The sequence below is a fragment of the Mycobacterium colombiense genome (assembly GCF_001665835.1).
GTDB classification, from domain to species: domain Bacteria; phylum Actinomycetota; class Actinomycetes; order Mycobacteriales; family Mycobacteriaceae; genus Mycobacterium; species Mycobacterium colombiense_A.
This window is the reverse complement of record NZ_LZSX01000039.1, coordinates 144,702-160,044: the sequence shown is the minus strand read 5'-3', so window position 1 is coordinate 160,044 and position 15,343 is coordinate 144,702. Positions and strand designations below refer to the sequence as shown.

Annotated in this window: 15 protein-coding genes; 2 read left to right on the top strand and 13 right to left on the bottom strand. The window is 67.8% G+C overall.

Annotated features, from left to right (window positions below; translation table 11 throughout):
- Nucleotides 1-210: 210 nt before the first annotated feature.
- A complete protein-coding gene (locus tag A5760_RS10230; protein WP_064880256.1) occupies nt 211-1,365 on the top strand; it encodes a BTAD domain-containing putative transcriptional regulator in 1,155 nt (384 codons plus the stop codon).
- Between the two features lie 3 nt (nt 1,366-1,368).
- Here A5760_RS10230 and A5760_RS10225 read toward each other — a convergent pair whose 3' ends face one another.
- Genes A5760_RS10225 through A5760_RS10215 form a run of 3 tightly spaced genes read right to left on the bottom strand, consistent with a single transcriptional unit; the run spans nt 1,369 to nt 2,797 of the window.
- Nucleotides 1,369-1,992: a maleylpyruvate isomerase family mycothiol-dependent enzyme gene (locus tag A5760_RS10225; RefSeq protein ID WP_064880254.1), complete on the bottom strand. Its 624-nt coding sequence runs from the start codon at nt 1,990-1,992 to the stop codon at nt 1,369-1,371.
- Nucleotides 1,989-2,477: an SRPBCC family protein gene (locus A5760_RS10220; protein WP_064880252.1), complete on the bottom strand. Its 489-nt coding sequence runs from the start codon at nt 2,475-2,477 to the stop codon at nt 1,989-1,991. The genes A5760_RS10225 and A5760_RS10220 overlap by 4 nt, the downstream gene beginning before the upstream one ends.
- Nucleotides 2,474-2,797: an ArsR/SmtB family transcription factor gene (locus tag A5760_RS10215; RefSeq protein WP_064880250.1), complete on the bottom strand. Its 324-nt coding sequence runs from the start codon at nt 2,795-2,797 to the stop codon at nt 2,474-2,476. The genes A5760_RS10220 and A5760_RS10215 overlap by 4 nt, the downstream gene beginning before the upstream one ends.
- A gap of 196 nt (nt 2,798-2,993) precedes the next feature.
- On the opposite strand from A5760_RS10215, the gene A5760_RS10210 reads away from it, so the two are divergent.
- Nucleotides 2,994-3,242 carry a hypothetical protein gene (locus A5760_RS10210; protein WP_064880248.1) on the top strand — a complete coding sequence of 83 codons (249 nt, stop codon included), beginning with the start codon at nt 2,994-2,996 and terminating at the stop codon, nt 3,240-3,242.
- Between the two features lie 76 nt (nt 3,243-3,318).
- Here the strand turns inward: A5760_RS10210 and A5760_RS10205 are convergent, their stop codons facing one another.
- From A5760_RS10205 to A5760_RS10160, 10 genes are all read right to left on the bottom strand, one after another.
- Nucleotides 3,319-6,585 carry an arabinosyltransferase domain-containing protein gene (locus A5760_RS10205; RefSeq protein WP_419538232.1) on the bottom strand — a complete coding sequence of 1,089 codons (3,267 nt, stop codon included), beginning with the start codon at nt 6,583-6,585 and terminating at the stop codon, nt 3,319-3,321.
- 3 nt (nt 6,586-6,588) lie between these two features.
- The gene (locus tag A5760_RS10200; RefSeq protein WP_064880246.1) at nt 6,589-8,511 is read right to left on the bottom strand and encodes a galactan 5-O-arabinofuranosyltransferase; all 1,923 of its coding nucleotides are present in this window, start codon (nt 8,509-8,511) and stop codon (nt 6,589-6,591) included.
- A gap of 2 nt (nt 8,512-8,513) precedes the next feature.
- The gene (locus A5760_RS10195) at nt 8,514-9,278 is read right to left on the bottom strand and encodes a decaprenylphospho-beta-D-erythro-pentofuranosid-2-ulose 2-reductase (RefSeq protein ID WP_064880244.1); all 765 of its coding nucleotides are present in this window, start codon (nt 9,276-9,278) and stop codon (nt 8,514-8,516) included.
- The gene (locus A5760_RS10190) at nt 9,279-10,670 is read right to left on the bottom strand and encodes an FAD-binding oxidoreductase (protein ID WP_064880242.1); all 1,392 of its coding nucleotides are present in this window, start codon (nt 10,668-10,670) and stop codon (nt 9,279-9,281) included.
- Nucleotides 10,671-10,702: 32 nt separating this feature from the next.
- Complete coding sequence (locus A5760_RS10185; RefSeq protein ID WP_064880240.1) at nt 10,703-11,137, bottom strand: GtrA family protein; 435 nt, start codon at nt 11,135-11,137, stop codon at nt 10,703-10,705.
- A 43-nt stretch (nt 11,138-11,180) separates the two neighbouring features.
- Nucleotides 11,181-11,660, bottom strand: coding sequence for a GreA/GreB family elongation factor (locus A5760_RS10180; RefSeq protein WP_064880238.1), 480 nt, complete (start codon nt 11,658-11,660; stop codon nt 11,181-11,183).
- A gap of 98 nt (nt 11,661-11,758) precedes the next feature.
- Entirely contained in the window at nt 11,759-12,637 is an 879-nt protein-coding gene (locus A5760_RS10175) for a TauD/TfdA dioxygenase family protein (protein WP_064880236.1), read from the bottom strand.
- A 102-nt stretch (nt 12,638-12,739) separates the two neighbouring features.
- A complete protein-coding gene (locus A5760_RS10170) occupies nt 12,740-13,570 on the bottom strand; it encodes an ABC transporter permease (RefSeq protein WP_064880234.1) in 831 nt (276 codons plus the stop codon).
- Nucleotides 13,567-14,499, bottom strand: coding sequence for a glycosyltransferase (locus A5760_RS10165; protein ID WP_064880232.1), 933 nt, complete (start codon nt 14,497-14,499; stop codon nt 13,567-13,569). The genes A5760_RS10170 and A5760_RS10165 overlap by 4 nt, the downstream gene beginning before the upstream one ends.
- On the bottom strand, nt 14,492-15,334 hold the full coding sequence (locus A5760_RS10160) for an ABC transporter ATP-binding protein (protein WP_064880231.1): 843 nt from the start codon (nt 15,332-15,334) through the stop codon (nt 14,492-14,494). Before A5760_RS10160 ends, A5760_RS10165 begins: the two co-directional genes overlap by 8 nt.
- Nucleotides 15,335-15,343: the final 9 nt, after the last annotated feature.

The window sequence follows — 15,343 nt, the reverse complement described above, 5'->3', positions numbered from 1 at the left end:
GCGCCCCGGGGACGAGCCGGGACACGGGGCTGTGCGCGCCTTGGACGTCGGACATCGGAGTCGGCACCACCGCGTGCCGCCACGCTGCAATACGGGTGCGAATCACAGCAAAACCCGCCCGCCAATTCAGCATTCGTTGCGTGTATGCGTTCAAAATAGGGGGCTGAGGCCTCGAGTGCGGCCGCCGAACCCCCGGGAGGCTGACAGCGCGTGACGAACGCAGGTCTGGGATTTGGCGTCTTGGGACCGTTGTCGATGACGGCCAACGGCACCCAGTTGTCGCTGGGCGCCCCGAAACAGCGCGCGGTGCTGGCCATGCTCCTGGTCCACCGCAACCGGCCGGTGTCCGTCGACGCCTTGATCGACGCCGTCTGGGGCGAGGCTCCGGTGCCGGCGGCGCGCACCAGCATCCAGTCCTACATCTCGACGCTGCGGCGGCTGTTGCGCGGCGCGGTGGCCAACCCGAACGGGGTGCTGGCCAGCGCCCCGCCGGGCTATCAGCTCAGCGTCGCCGACGCCGATTGCGATCTGGGACGGTTCCGCGCCCACAAGACCGCGGGAGTCCAGGCCGCCAGCCTGGGCCGCTTCGAGGAAGCCAGCAGCCACCTGTCGACGGCGCTGGGCGAATGGCGCGGACCGGTGCTCGACGACCTGCACAATTTCGCCTTCGTCGACGCGTTCGCCAGCATGCTGCTCGAAGAGCGGGTGGCAAGCTACACCGCACGCGCCGAAGCCGAGATCGCGTGTGGGCGCGCCGATGGCGTCATCGGCGAGCTGGAAGCGCTCGTCGCACGGCATCCCTATCGCGAACCACTGTGGGCGCAACTGATCGCCGCCTACTACGTCACCGAGCGGCAGTCGGATGCGCTCGGCGCGTATCGGCGGCTGAAGACGGCGTTGGCCGACGGGCTGGGCATCGATCCCGGACCGACGGTGAACGCCCTGCAGCAGCGCATCCTGCGCCAGGAGCCGCTGGGCCCCGAGCAACCCAAGCGGGCGGGCAAGCGGGCGGTGATGACCACCCACAAGCAGAGCACCGTGCGCTCGGAGTCGACGGCGGCGCTGGTCGACGATCCCGTCGTCGCCCGGTTGCGTGACAAGGCCGGCCGGCACTATCAGCTCAACGGTGTGACCACCCGGATCGGACGTCTCGACGACAACGAGATCGTCCTGGACGACACCGAGGTCAGCCGCCACCATGCCGTGATCATCGACACCGGAACGGACTTCCTGATCACCGACATGAAATCCACCAATGGCGTGCAGGTGCGGGGCCGGCGCGTGCGGCGCAGCACCACCCTGGAGGACGGCGATCACATCCGCATCGGCAACTCGGAGTTCGTCTTCGAAATCCGCCCCGCCTGAACGCTATCCGCGGACCCGGTCCGTCAGCGTGGCAAGCCCGGGACCCTCGAGGTCGGCCAGGGCGGCCGGCCGGCCCGTCATCGCCAGCAGCAGTGCCTCGCCGGGGCCGGTCACCTCGGGCCCGTCGCCGTGCGTCCACGAGACATCGGTGGCGCGCAGTCCCAGGCCCCTGATTCGGCGTCCCGCACCGAGCCGGGGGTTGCCGGGCACCAAGGGGAGAATCCGCTCGAGTCGATCGGGCGGAACCACGCGTGGCCGGCCCAGCGAGCGGCGGATGTCCTGGTGGTGGACGGTGCCGTCGACGAGCGCGATCATTCCGCCGAAACCCGCTGGCAGACCGCGTGGTTGGAGATGGCTGCGCAGGAATTCCAGTAACTGTTGCGGCGTGAGGGACGCAAATTCGTCGACGCCCACCTGGTTGGCCCGCACGATCCAACCCTTGGCGAACCGTCGCAGCAGCCCCAGCGTGCCCAGTTCGTCATAGCTGATCACATGGGCGACAACGTCTTTGACTTTCCAGCGGGTGCACAGGGTCGGCGCCTCCCACTCCTGCGGCGTCAAAGTGGCGAGGAATTCCGCGAGGTCTGCGCGCTCGGCGCGCGCCATGGTCATCAGATCGGACGTCATCGCGGGTCACCATCGCTCAACAGGTCCAGGTAGCGCCCCAGGTACAGCGGCCAGCCGGCGTCTCCGTCGACACCATCCGCGACGGATTGCCAGCCCGGTCCGTGGCGATCCAGGTGGCGGTGTTCGAGGTCCACCCGGGTGCGCCGGTCACCCTCGGCGGCGAAGCGCACTTCGACCTCGCTGGTCTTGGACGGGTCGGTTTCCAGCTGCCACGTCGGCCCGATGTCCCAGCTGAACATCACCCGGTGCGGTGGCTCGTACACCAGGATGCGCGCCCATCGGCAAACGCTGCCGTCGACGCCCCGGTCGTAAATGTGGCCGCCCACTTGGGGTTCGAACACCGTCTCGGCGATCGGGACCGCCAACAGATTGTGCTCGCGCGGCTTGAAAGCGCCGAACTGTTCGGTGAAGACGGCGAACGCGCGCTCGAGGGGGGCGTTGACGACGACGTGGTGGGTAACGGTGCGAGTCGGCTCCGGCGTCATGGTGCTCCTTCGTTCATCGCGTCGATGGTTTGCGCATACCCGGCAAGCGCCTGGGTCCAGAACCGGTCGAGATCGTCGCGCAGTGCCTGCAGACCGGCGGGGTCGAGCTGATAGACGCGGCGGGTGCCCGCGGCGCGGTCGCGCACCAGCCCGGCGGACTTGAGCACCTTGAGGTGTTGGGAAACCGCCGGCCGGCTGACCGGCAGGTCGCGGGCCAACTCGCCGACCGCCGATGGGCCGTGCGCGAGGCGTTCCACGATGGCCCGCCGCGTTCCGTCCGCCAGGGCCAGCCACGCGTTACCGGTTTGGTAAGCGACCACGAACCGTAAGCATAGACTTACCGATAGTCATTCTCAAGGGTTTCGCCGCAGGTCAACCCGGCAGCGCAAGAATTTCGCAAGAATCTCGCGACCGTATGGCAAGCCGTCTGCCGCAACCTGGTGTTGCCGGTCATCAAGATCGGCACCAGGGAAAAGTACGCAAATACGCAAAGTACGGCAGATAGGAATCACCACCATGAAGGACAACATCGCCGGCGCAGACACCCAGACCGACGTCAAGAAGGTCTCCAAGCTCCGCATCGCCGCGGGTGTCGGGTTGGGCGCCATCGGTTTGTCGATCGCCGGGTCGCTGATGCCGGCCGTCGCCTCCGCAAGCCCCGACGTCCCGCACAGCGGGCACCTGCACCCGGTGCGCCACTACGCCGCCAACTTCCTGAACCCGGGCTGGACCCTGACGCACCCGTTCAACGCCGCCCTGCCATGATCTGACATCGATCCCGCACAGTCTGCCCCGCTTCCATGCCTTTCAGCCGGAAGCGGGGCAGAACTCGTTGTGCGCCTTAGTGTCTCAGCGGGGCTGGGCCCCACAGGCCGCTTCGCGTGGCCGTCCCGAGCAGCAGGTGGGCGGGCTCGGCGTCGGGGTAGTAGGGCGACAGCCGTTGCAGCGAGCCCCAGTCGCGAGACCAGTCGTCCTTGAGGTAGGTGGCCACGGTGGTCGCCTTGGCCAACAGCTCGGTGACGCCCAGCGGGCCGCCGCCGTTGTTGTCCATCACCGGCGAGTTGGCCTCGGCGCCGAATCGGTCGGGCAGGATGCGCCATCTCGGGGCCTCGTCGACGCCGTTCTGATGGCCGAAGGGTCGCTGACAGGGGAAGGCCAGCCCGACGAGCCAGTCCAAGAACACCGGGTCGACGGAACCCACCACGTCCTGCAGCGTGCGCAGCTGCGGGGTTCTCGGCGCGGTCAGCGCGATCCAGTGCTGCGGGGCCAGGTCTTCGTCGTCGGCGACCAACCGAATCTGGGTGGCGGAACTCGGAATTGCCGACATCGGCAGGCGCAGGTTGCGCCAGGCCGGAGACGCGCCCACGTCCGAGAATTGGAACGACCCGCCGGGGTGTCCGCCGGCCGCCTGGTCGTCGGTGGCCCACTGCACCTGGACCTCGCGGGGGTCGAAGCGCCCGGCGGCACTCACCACCAGCAGCGGCCCGGCCTTGTCGCGGGCGGGCAGCCGGTACCAGCTGGACCGCAGGTGCGCGGGCACCTGGATGCCCGAGCGCCAGCTGCCCAGCACCGGTGTGCGCGCCGGGTCGAGGTTGAAGGGCAGCTGAGCCGACGAACCGTTGATCCCCGGCGCGGGGGTGGTGCCGCCCTCGGTGCCGGCCTGGTTGCTGCCGGTCTTCTCCTCGTCGTTGACGAAGCTGCGGTCACCCGGGCGTTCCATCACCGGGTCGGCGCGCACGTCGGCGGGAATTCCGTTGGGCGTGAAGGCTTCCGACAGACCCGCCCCCAGCGCGTCGGCGACCGACGTGTTCACCGGCGTCAGCATGCCCGCGTTCGGGTCCTGCTCCACCAGCACGTCCTCGGCCAATCCGCACGACTTCCCGGTCAGAGCCTGCAGGTTGGAGCGACCGACCGACCACGCCGGGTATTGGTCGGTCATCGCCAGAGTCAGCGATGCCACCTCGAACACCACCAGCATCCAGGTCGCAATTGCCAAGGGGGACTGAACAATTCCGGCTACCCGGGCGCCCAGGCGGGTCTTGGGCGGCCCATTGTCCGGGGCGACGAAGTGGAACCACGCCGCCAGCAGCAGCACCACCACGGTCAACCCGAGCAGCGCGGTCGCGAAGGCGTAGTGCCAGGCCGGGAACTCATTCGACCAGGGCACACCGAAATTCGAGACGTACCACCAGCCGTTGACGCTGGCGAACGACAACGCGACCAGGAACAGCACCACGGCCGCGTACACGGTGCGGTTGCGCCGGGATCGCATCGCCACGGAGGTCACCGCGACCGCGGCCAGCGCGCCCAGCGGCCCGGCCAGCCCGGCGAACACCCCGAAGTGGTGGGTCCACTTGGTGGGCGTGAACATCATCGCGACGAAGGAGATGATGGTGATCCCGACGATGCGGCGGCTCGGGCCGACGGCGGTGCCGGGAATCCGGCCCTTGCGCAACGACATTGCCACCGTGATCCCGAGCGCGAGGATCAGCGCCAGCACGGCGAAGCGGCGGGCGACCGAGCCGTCGGGGCTGGCCATGAACAGCCGCTCGTAGCGGAGGTGTTCGTCGAACCAACTCAGGCTGGGTCCGACCGCGCGCTTGAGCATGGTGGCCTGGATCTCACCGGTCAGGGTCTGGTCCCGGAAGATCAAAATCACGGTGACGGTGACCGCGGCCAGCAGCGGCGCGATCAGCGGTAGCGCACCGAATCGTTTGAAGCGGCGGTGCAGAATGGTCCGCAGCGGCCCGATCGCGACCAGCAGGGCACCGATCGAGGCGATGCCCGTCGGTCCGGAAAAGAGCGTCAGCGCACCGATGATGCAGGCGATCGCCACCGGCAGCAGCCGACTGGTGGCCACCGCGCGTTCCACCGAGCACCACGTCAGCAGAATGCCCAGGGCGATGATCGGCTCGGGCCGCAGGCCGTTGTCCAGCGGCAGCCAGACCGCCAGGAACGTGCCCGCCGCGGTCCAGGCCGCGGTCCGGTTCTGCTTGACGGCGTGGCCCAGGCGGGGCATGACTTCGCGGCTGATCACCCACCAGCACGTCAGCGCCATCACCAGAGTGGGCAGCCGCATCCAGACGCTGGTGGTGCTGACATGGGCCCACAGCGCGAGCAGGTCGTAGTACCAGCCGAACGGAGCCTCGGGCGTGCCCAACCAGCGGTAGTAGTTGGCCATGTAGCCGGCGTGCTCGGACACCCGGGCCATGGTCAGGATGTAGCCGTCGTCGGAGGTGTTGGCGCCGACGAAATGCCACCACACCAGCGCCGCCGTGACCAGGGCGTCCAGAGGGCCGATCGACCACCAGCGAGCGGGCAGGAAGCGGCGGTGCCGGATTCCGTCGGCGGTATCGAGGATGTGCAGCGCGATCAGGGACGCGGCCGTCAGCACCAGCCCGAGGATCATCGCGGCCATCTTCAGCGGGGTGGGGCTGCTGCTGTAGCGGGTGTCGATGGTCGCCGAGAAGTGCAGGCCGGACGGCGCCGGCCCACTCAGATCGGTGAAGACGCCGACGATCTGGGGGCGGAAGTCGTAGCCGCTCTTCTCACCGCGCAGCGGCGAGCCAGGATGCTCGGCGTTGGGTCCCTGGGTCAGGCCGACGAACTCGGCGGTGACCCGGTCGGCGTGGGCGGTGAAGGTCAGCCGCTGGCAGGCCGGGCCGAGCACCTGGCTCAGCGGGGCGGTCACCACCGGGACGTTGCGCACCACCAGCACCAGGTCGTTGTTGGCGCGCACGATCAGCAGTCCCCGGTCGACGGCCTTCGGCGCCTGCTTGGGCACCGTCGACAGCAACACCGTCTTGCCCCCATTGCCCGGTCCGGCCAGTCCGGCGGCGGCCTCGCACGGCACGGTGATGGTCAAATCGGTGGCGACGTAGCCGATCAGCGGCGCGTCGACGCTGCCAAAGGTGCCGTTCTGCGGCCAGTTCAGTTGGGCGGTGGTCTGGTCGACCGGAAGCAGCGGGGTGGCGATCGCGAGCAGCACTCCGAGCAGCCCGGCGACGGAAGCAACCAGCCGGGCGATCCGGTGATTCGCTTCCGTGTCGTGCACGGAGCTAGATGCTAGTTCTTCGGCTGTTTGGGCCGAGGTGTCGGTGCTCATCATCAGTTACGTCCCGGGCTTGCGGATGGCCAGCACAAATGGGCCGACGCTTTGGACGACGAAACGCGGGTTGTCGAACAGGGCTCCGCGCAGATCGACGGTATACCGCCGCACGTTGGGCTGGTTGGGGTAGACGTCCTCGGCCAGCCGCAGCGTGTAGTTGCCTCCTGCGCCGCGGCGCATCAGGAAAACCGTCGGCGGGGGCCACGGGCACGTGTCCAGGGCATGGATCAACTCGTCGGCGGTCTTGAGGTCGGACCACTTGTTGATCTGTGCGGCCCGCAGGTCGAATTGTGCGAGGGGGTTGGCGTAGTGCGAGGTGAGACCCTGGAATCCCCAGTAGGGGTAGAAGGACAGGAAGCTGTAGTCGGCGGTCATCACGACGGTCTGGTCGCGTGGCTTGCCGGTCACCTGCGTGATGGCGTGATCGATGGTGGCGTAGAACTTCTCGGCGCTGGGCGGCCGGCGGTCGCCGCGCTGCCCGTGACCGTCGGTGTCGGTGTAGGCGATGGTGAGGTCGGGCCGCAGCACGTCGGGGATGTCCTGGCTGAATGCGATGGCGGCGGCCAGGCCGATGGCGCCGGCCACCGGTGCGATGGCGCGGCCCCAGTGGCGGTCGCGGCCCGCGGCGGCGAGCGCCTGGGCGAGTTCGAGGAAGCCGAACGCGCCGGCGGCGACCAGCAGCACGCTCAGGGTCGGCTGCAGCCGGAACGACAACAGGGTGGTGCGGGCCAGCGTGGTGAGCATGGACAGCAGCGACCACAGATAGATCGCCAGCACGCCCACGGCCAGGGCGCCCGCCCGCACCGACGATCGGGCCCGCAGCACCAGCCATAGGGTGCCGATCAGGCAGACGACGCCCAGCAGCGTGAACTGCAGCATGGGGAAGGTCAACTCGGCGCCGTCGGCCGGCAGGTAGTGCATGGCGCTGCCGGAGTTGCTGATCGGGCTGCGCATCGCTCGCAACACGAACGGCAACCACGTCGTGCAGGCGATCGCCACGGCGATGCCGGCGATGACGGCCAACCGGCGCAGCGGATCGAGGGCGGCTTTGAGCCCGCCGGTCTTGCGGTTCCGCCACCAGCGCACGCCGGCCAGCCAGAGGGCCATCAACCCGACGGTGAACGCGCTGAACCCGAACAGCAGCGTGTACCAGGTGGCCGTCCAGCCCAGAAACAGCCCGGCGGCGATCACCGCGGCCCAGCCCGCACGGCCGGGCGCGTCCGGCCGGTCACCGGCGCGCAAGCCCGACCAGGTCAGCACCAGCATCGGCGGCAACAACACGGTGATCATCGCCGAGTAGGGCTCGGGAGAGCCGTAGGCCAGCGTCACCGCGGCCGTCGCGGTGGTGACGATCAGCGCGTATTCGAACCGGACCATCCGCCACCACAGCACCAGCGCGAGCGCGACGGCGATGGTGATCGAGGTGATGGCCCACGGCTTGAAGATCTCCCAGGCCGGCGACCCGCCGAGCGCCGCGGCGCGCCCGCCGATCCAGAACCAGCCCGGCGGGTAGTACGGCGGCAGCCCGAGATAGGTCATGTCGCGCAGGGCGGGGCTGTCCGCCAGGCGGGTCAGGTATTCGGTGCGGAACTGCTGGTCGACGGAGATGCCGAACAGGTACAGCTTGGTCGCCCCCAGCGGCATGCCCAGCGTCACGACGGTGAACGCGGAGACGAAGACCAGCCCGGCCAATTGGGTGAGCAGCCGGCCGCGGGGGCGCGCGCAGCGCCGCCACACCCAGCCGACGGCGACCAGCCCGGCCAGGCAGCCGACCTGCCCGACGGTGGTCAGGGCGTGCAGTTGATTGGAGGACGGGAACGCCGGCCACTGCACCCGGGAGATGGCGACCAGCGAGACCACCGCGACGACAACCGCGACCAGCACCGCCAAAGCCATCTGGCCGAGGGTGGCCAGCGCGTTACGCATGGTCAGATGGGAAGCTTGCGGAAGATGGGACGCGGGACGTGTCGCAACACCATCATCACATAACGGAATGCTGCTGGTGCCCAAACCAATTCCTTACCTTTGGCGGCCGCAGTCACCGCGAGGTTGGCGACGTACTCCTTGTCGACGGTCAGCGGCGCTTCCTTGACGTGCGCACTCATCCGGGTGCGTACCTGGCCGGGCCGGATCACCAGGACGCGAACCCCGTACTCGCGCAACGCCTCTCCGAGGCCCAGGTAGAAGCCGTCCAGTCCGGCCTTGGTGGAGCCGTAGACGAAGTTGGACCGCCGCACCCGCTCGCCGGCCGCCGAGCTCATGGCGATGATCTGGCCGAAGCCCTGGGCGCGCATCTTCTCGCCCAGCAGAACTCCCACCGAAACCGCTGCGGTGTAGTTGATTTCGACGGCCTGCACCGCCTTGTGCTGGTTCTGCCACAGCTCCTCGGCGTCCCCCAGGATGCCGAACGCCACAATGGCCACGTCTATATCTCCGCCGGCGAAGGCCGCCTCGATCATCTTGGGATGGGTCTCGGGGTCGGTGGCTTCGAAATCGATCAGCTCGACCGAACGCGCGCCTGCGGCCTGCATCTGCGCCACCGCGGCGTCGCGGCCGGGGTCACTGGGCATGGCGGCCAACACAATCCGCGCGTGCGCATTCTGCAGGTAGCGTTCGCAGATGGCCAGGCCGATCTCGGAGGTACCGCCGAGCAGCAAGATGGTCTGCGGATTACCTACGGCATCGAGCACCATTTAGAGCAGCTCCAAACGTCGGGCCATGTCGGAGGCAAACACCCCTGTCGGATCTACCTTGCGTCGCACGGCGATCCATTCGTCGATGCGCGGGTACATGGCGTGGAAGGTTTCGGCGCTCACGCGAGAATCCTTGGCGGTGTAGACCCTTCCGCCGAATTCCAGCACGCGCCTGTCGAGTTCGTTGAGGAACTCGTTGATCCCCGGCTTGTTGGGGAAGTCCATGGCGACATTCCAGCCCGCCATCGGGAAACTCAGCGGCCCGCGGTTGCCCGGCCCGAAAAGCTTGAAGACGTTCAGCGCCGAGTAATGGCCGGTGGTCTGGATCCAGCGGATGATGGCCTTGAACTCGTGCATCGCGTCCGGCGGAACCAGGAACTGGTGTTGCGCGAAACCCCTTGGGCCGTAAGCGTTATTCCAGCCACTGACCAGGTCGAGCATGTGATAGAACTGCGACAGATTCTGAATCTTGCCGCTGTAGGTCCCGCCCAGCCGGTAGTACACCTCGCCGATCGCCATGAACGACAGTTTGTTCATCGCACTGATCGGGAACACGTCCGGCACCGTCAACAGCTGCGGCGCATCGAATTTCAGCGGGTTCTTGGCCAGCTTCTTGGGCAGCTGATCGAGCTTCGCCAGGCTGCCCCGGCTGACCGAGGCCCGGCCCAGCTTCGGTGGCGGGCTGATCAGGTCGAACCACGCGCTGGAGTAGGTGTAGTTGGCCTCGCTGCCGTCGAGGTGAACGGCGACCGTTTCATCGAGGTCGTGGGTGGCAACACCGTCGGCGATAAAGTACGCCGTCTCCGTCGGCGTCATGGCGATGGTGGCCCGCAGCACGATCCCGGTCAGGCCGTTGCCGCCGACGGTCGCCCAGAACAGTTCGGCATCGTCCCCTTCGGGGGTGATGGTGCGGACGGTGCCGTCGGCCATGAGCAGGTCCATCGACCGGACGTGGTTACCGAAGCTGCCCGCGCTGTGGTGGTTCTTGCCGTGGATGTCGCAGGCGATCGCGCCGCCGACGGTGACCTGGCGTGTGCCCGGCAGCACCGGCACCCACAGCCCGAACGGCAGCGCCGCCTTCATCAACTGGTCCAGGCTGACGCCGGCGTCGACGTCGACCAACCGGGTGTCGGCGCTGATCGAGTGGATGCGGTTGAGCCCGGTCATGTCGATCACCAGGCCGCCACCGTTTTGGGCGTTGTCGCCGTAGGACCGGCCCAGACCACGGGCGATCACGCCCCGGCCCTTCGGATCGCCCGACTCGGCCACCCGGGCCACCGCCTTTGCGATCACCTCGGGATCGCGGGTAGAGAGCACCTGGGCCACCGACGGTGCGGTGCGCCCGAAGCCCATCAGCTGGGTGGGCTTGGTCAGGGGATCGGTGCTCGACATCGTCAAAGAGGGTACCGCTTGCCGAGGGCGGCTCAGCGGATGCGGAAGATTACGGCCCGCTGCACGACGAAGTTGATCACCGTCGCGGTGCCCTGCGCGATCACGAACGCGACGAGCGGCGCCCAGCCGCGGTAGTGGAGAAGCGCCAGGCACACGTGGTTGAGCCCGACCTGCACGGCGAACGTGATGGCGTAGAGGACCATGACCGCGACGAACCGGGCGGTGCTGGGAGACGCCTGGAAGGTCCAGCGGCGGTTGATCAGGTAGGCCGTGATGGTGCCGACGATGAAGCTGGTGGCCTTGGACAGGTCAACCTGGACGCCCACGACCTTCCACAGCAGCAGGTAGAGCCCGAAGTCCACGATCCCCGCCAGGCCGCCGGTGACGACGAATCGGGTGACCTGCGTCGTCAGGCTCAAGTGCGGGCGCACGTCTTCGGACGCGGAATCGGGCAGCGGGGCAACCATCGAGGGGAGTCTAACGGGGCCGGTGGGTGCTCCCCGGCCAGCGTTAACGGGGCAGCTTGACCGAGATCAGCTCGACCTGGTTCTCGCCCTGCGGCGTCGAGTAGGTCACCGTGTCGCCGGGTTTGCGCCCGGCCAGCGCCTGAGCCAGGGGGCTGCGCGCGGTCAACGTCTCGGCCTCCCGGCCCACGGGTGTCTCCTCGACGATGGAGATCACGTGCATCGTGACCACTTCACCGTCGGCGAACCGCAGCGTCACCTCGGTGCCGCCGGGCAGCGTCTCGGACGCGTCGGTTGCCGACGGACCGGTCCGCAGGCGACGGTCCAGCTCGCTGATCCGGTCGGTGAGCACCACCAGTTCCTCGGCGCGCTGGATCGCCTCGGCCGCATCCCCGTGATCGCCCACCATCCCGCGGTCGTTCTTGACCTCGGCCTCGAGCCGCTCACGCCGTTGCCGTAGCCGGTCCAGCTCCGCTTCGAGATTGTTCCGCGCGGCGTCCGCTGCTGATGGGGCCTTTTTGCTCACGTCGGTGGACCTTTCGCCCAGTTGCTCAGATGGCGTTCCAGTGTGACACCACGACGAGGCGCCCCGCCACCGTTCTGCGTGGCCGTCGGAGTCGCACGTCACTGGCGCGTCGGCGCATGCATCGCGTCGAGCCCGTCCCCGGCCGTCGCGGCAATCGTGCTCCGCACCATGTGGCGCGGCTCCCGCGCCGGCCACGGCCGGCCGCGGTGCATGATCGCCCGGTTGTCCCACATCACCACGTCGCCCTCGCGCCACGCGTGCAGATAGCTCGCGCCGGGGACGGTCGCCGCCTGGGTCAGCTCGGCAAGCAACTCTTGCGCCGCGGTCCGCTCCATGCCCTCGATCGCGAAGGTGTGCGAGGCCATGTACAACGCCTTGCGGCCATTGACCGGGTTCTTCCAAACGAGACGCCAACATTGCGGCGGCAGCGCCGCGCGCTCAACCGGGCCGACCAGGTCGGGCGCGACCTTGGCGCGCGAAAAGGCGTATTCGTGCCAGGCGAAGGAATTCTCCAACTGCCGCTGCAGCGCCGGATCGAGACGCTCGAACGCAAGCCGCGTCGAGACGTACTCGGTCTCGCCTCCCCGTGCCGGAACGATGCGCGACGACAGCACCGAAGCGAGCGCCGGCACCCGCTTGAACGAACTGTCGGTGTGCCACAGTTGGTTCGCCTTGTTCTCCAGGGCGAGCCGGTGATCCTCGGGCACCACTTTGCCCTCCTCGTTTAGGGTCTTGAGGACCACGAGGTTGCTGCCGGCGCCCACCGACCCCGCCTTGGTGACCTCGAGCGGGCCGAACCGGCGCGTGAAGGCAAGTTGTGCTTCGTCGGTGATGTCCTGGCCACGAAAGACCAGAACAGAATGCTCCTCGAAGGCCGCGCGCACCGCCGCGTACACGGCGTCGGCCGCCGCAACCTCGTGGATGGTCACGCCGCGCAATTCCGCGGCAAAGCCAGGGCCCACCGGCACAATGTCCATCGGGCGCCCTCCGTCGCATTCGAGGTCTGAGCACGACTGTCCACCCAAAGCGCGTCCCCGGCAACCAAGCCGGCGCGGGGCCCCGAGCAACCGCCCGCCGGGCTACACCCAGTAGGGCACGCGGGCGCGGTATTGGCGCATCGCAAACGCGGCCAGGATCCAGCCGACGGTCGTCAGCACCAGCACCACGGCCCAGTGCCGCAGTTCCTGATGCGACCCGAGCAGCGGGGCGCGAACGATATCCAGATAGTGCAGCAGCGGGTTGAGTTCGACGATCTTCGACCACCGTCCGGCCCCCTGCTGCCGCAGGGTGTCGTCGTTCCAGATGATCGGCGTCATGAAGAACAGCAACTGCACGATCGAAAACAGCAACGGGCCGATGTCGCGATAGCGGGTCGCCAGGATGCCGAAACACAGTGACACCCAGATGCAGTTGAGCACGATCAGCGCCAGCGCCGGGATCACTGAAAGATCGGCCCACGACCATGGTTTGGGGAAGATCATCGCGATGACGACGTAGATGACGATGTTGTGCGCGAACAGGATCATCTGCCGCCACACCAGCCGGTAGACGTGCACGCTCAGCGGCGTCGGCAACTGCTTGATCAGTCCCTCGTTGGCGACGAAGACGTCGGCGCCCTCCAGGATGGCGGCGTTGATCAGGTTCCAGATGATCAGCCCCAGCGTCACATACGGCAGATGCAGCGACAGCTCGAGATGAAACAGCTTGGAGTACAAGCCGCCCATCGCGACGGCCGTGGTTCCGGTCGCGATGGTGATCCAGAACGGCCCCAGCACCGAGCGACGGTAGCGCTGCTTGATGTCCTGCCAGCCCAGGTGCAGCCAGAGCTCGCGGCGACGGAAGCCGTCGACGAGATCGCTTCGGGCGCGGGTGAAGGTCCGCGACTGTGCTGCAGCATCGAGGAACGTCATCGGGATCCTCCCGCATCGTGCTTGCCGAACTGTTCACGACGTCCCAAGCGCCGCAACCGGATCCATTCCAGCAGACCGCGCGGGTCGCGCCGGGTCACCAGGAAGAACCAACCGAACCGCACCCATTCCTGCACCAGCAGCTTGCGCAGGCCGGGCTGCGACAGCAGGTAGCCGCGGTTGCGGTAGGTGTAGAACCGCTTGGTGTCGTTGTCGGGGTATTGGGTGTGCATGCGGCCACCCAGAATCGGCCGGAATTCATCGGATCCGCAGGGGTGCAAGTAGATCGTGTCCAGGCACGTCCCGAACGGCAGGCCGGAGCGCACCAGCCGGCGGTGCATCTCCACCTCGTCGCCGCGGATGAACAGCCGCAGATCCGGGACGCCGACCGCGTCCAGGGTGGCGGCCCGGAACAGGGCGCCGTTGAACAGCGAGGCGATCCCGGGCAGCAGGTCTTGGCCCGCCTCGGTGCGCAATTCGCTTGCGCGCCTGCGCCATACCAGGCCCCGCCGCAGCGGGAACGCCAGCCGCTGCGGGTCGTCCATATTGCAGACCATCGGTGACACCTCGGCCAGGCCGTGCTTCGCGGCGCAGGTCAGCAGGGTGGCCAGCACGTTCGAGTCCTGCGGGCGCCCGTCGTCGTCGGCCAGCCAAACCCAATCGGCGCCCTGAGCCAACGCGTGCAGCATGCCCAGCGCGAAACCTCCCGCGCCGCCGAGGTTTCGGTGCGATCCCAGGTAGGTGGTCGGGATCGGTTGGCCGGCAACCAGATCGCGGATCCGGCCGGAGCCCGGTCCTTCGCCGGAAAAATCGTTGTCCACCACGATGAGGTGATCGGGCAGCCGGGTCTGCGTGCTCAGCACATCCAGCGACTTGGCCAGCTCGTCGGGGCGCCGGTGGGTGACGACGACGGCGAAGACGGTCTCACTCATCCACGGATGCTCTTTGGGCCAGGGGTGTCTCGACCCGCCTCGCGTGCTGGTCCTCTTCCAGCACCTCGCGGACGGTCCGGGCCGCGTCCTCCCCTTCGTACGCGCGCACCACGTCTTCGATCCCGCCGGACATGCGGATGACGCCGTGGTCGATCCACATCGCCGTCTTGCACAACCGGGCCAGGAATTCGTTGGAATGGCTGGCGAACACCAGGATTCCGGAGCGTTCCACCAGACTCTGCAACCGCGACTGCGCCTTCTTCAGGAAGTCGGCGTCCACTGCGCCGATGCCCTCGTCGAGCAGCAGGATCTCGGGATCGATGCTGGTGACCACACCCATCGCCAGCCGCACCCGCATGCCGGTGGAATAGGTGCGCAGCGGCATCGACAGGTAGTCGCCCAGCTCGGTGAATTCGGCGATCTCATCGACCTTGGACAGCATCTGCTTTCGCGTCTGGCCCAGGAACAGGCCGCGAATGATGATGTTCTCGTAGCCGGAGATCTCGGGGTCCATGCCGACGCCGAGATCGAAGACCGGCGCCACCCGGCCGGTGACCGTCGCCCAGCCCCGGGTGGGTTCGTAGATGCCCGAAAGTAGGCGCAGCAGAGTCGATTTGCCCGCCCCGTTGTGGCCGACCAGTCCGACCCGGTCGCCCAGCTCGAGGGACATGGTGATGTCGCGCAACGCTTCGACCACCACCACGTTGGAGCTGTTGCGGCCGATCGTGCCGCCGGCCTTGCCCAAGAAGGCCTTCTTCAACGAGCGCGACTTGGCGTCGAAGATGGGAAACTCCACCCACGCGTTGTGCGTCTCGATGTGAGGACCAGACACCATCAGCTACTT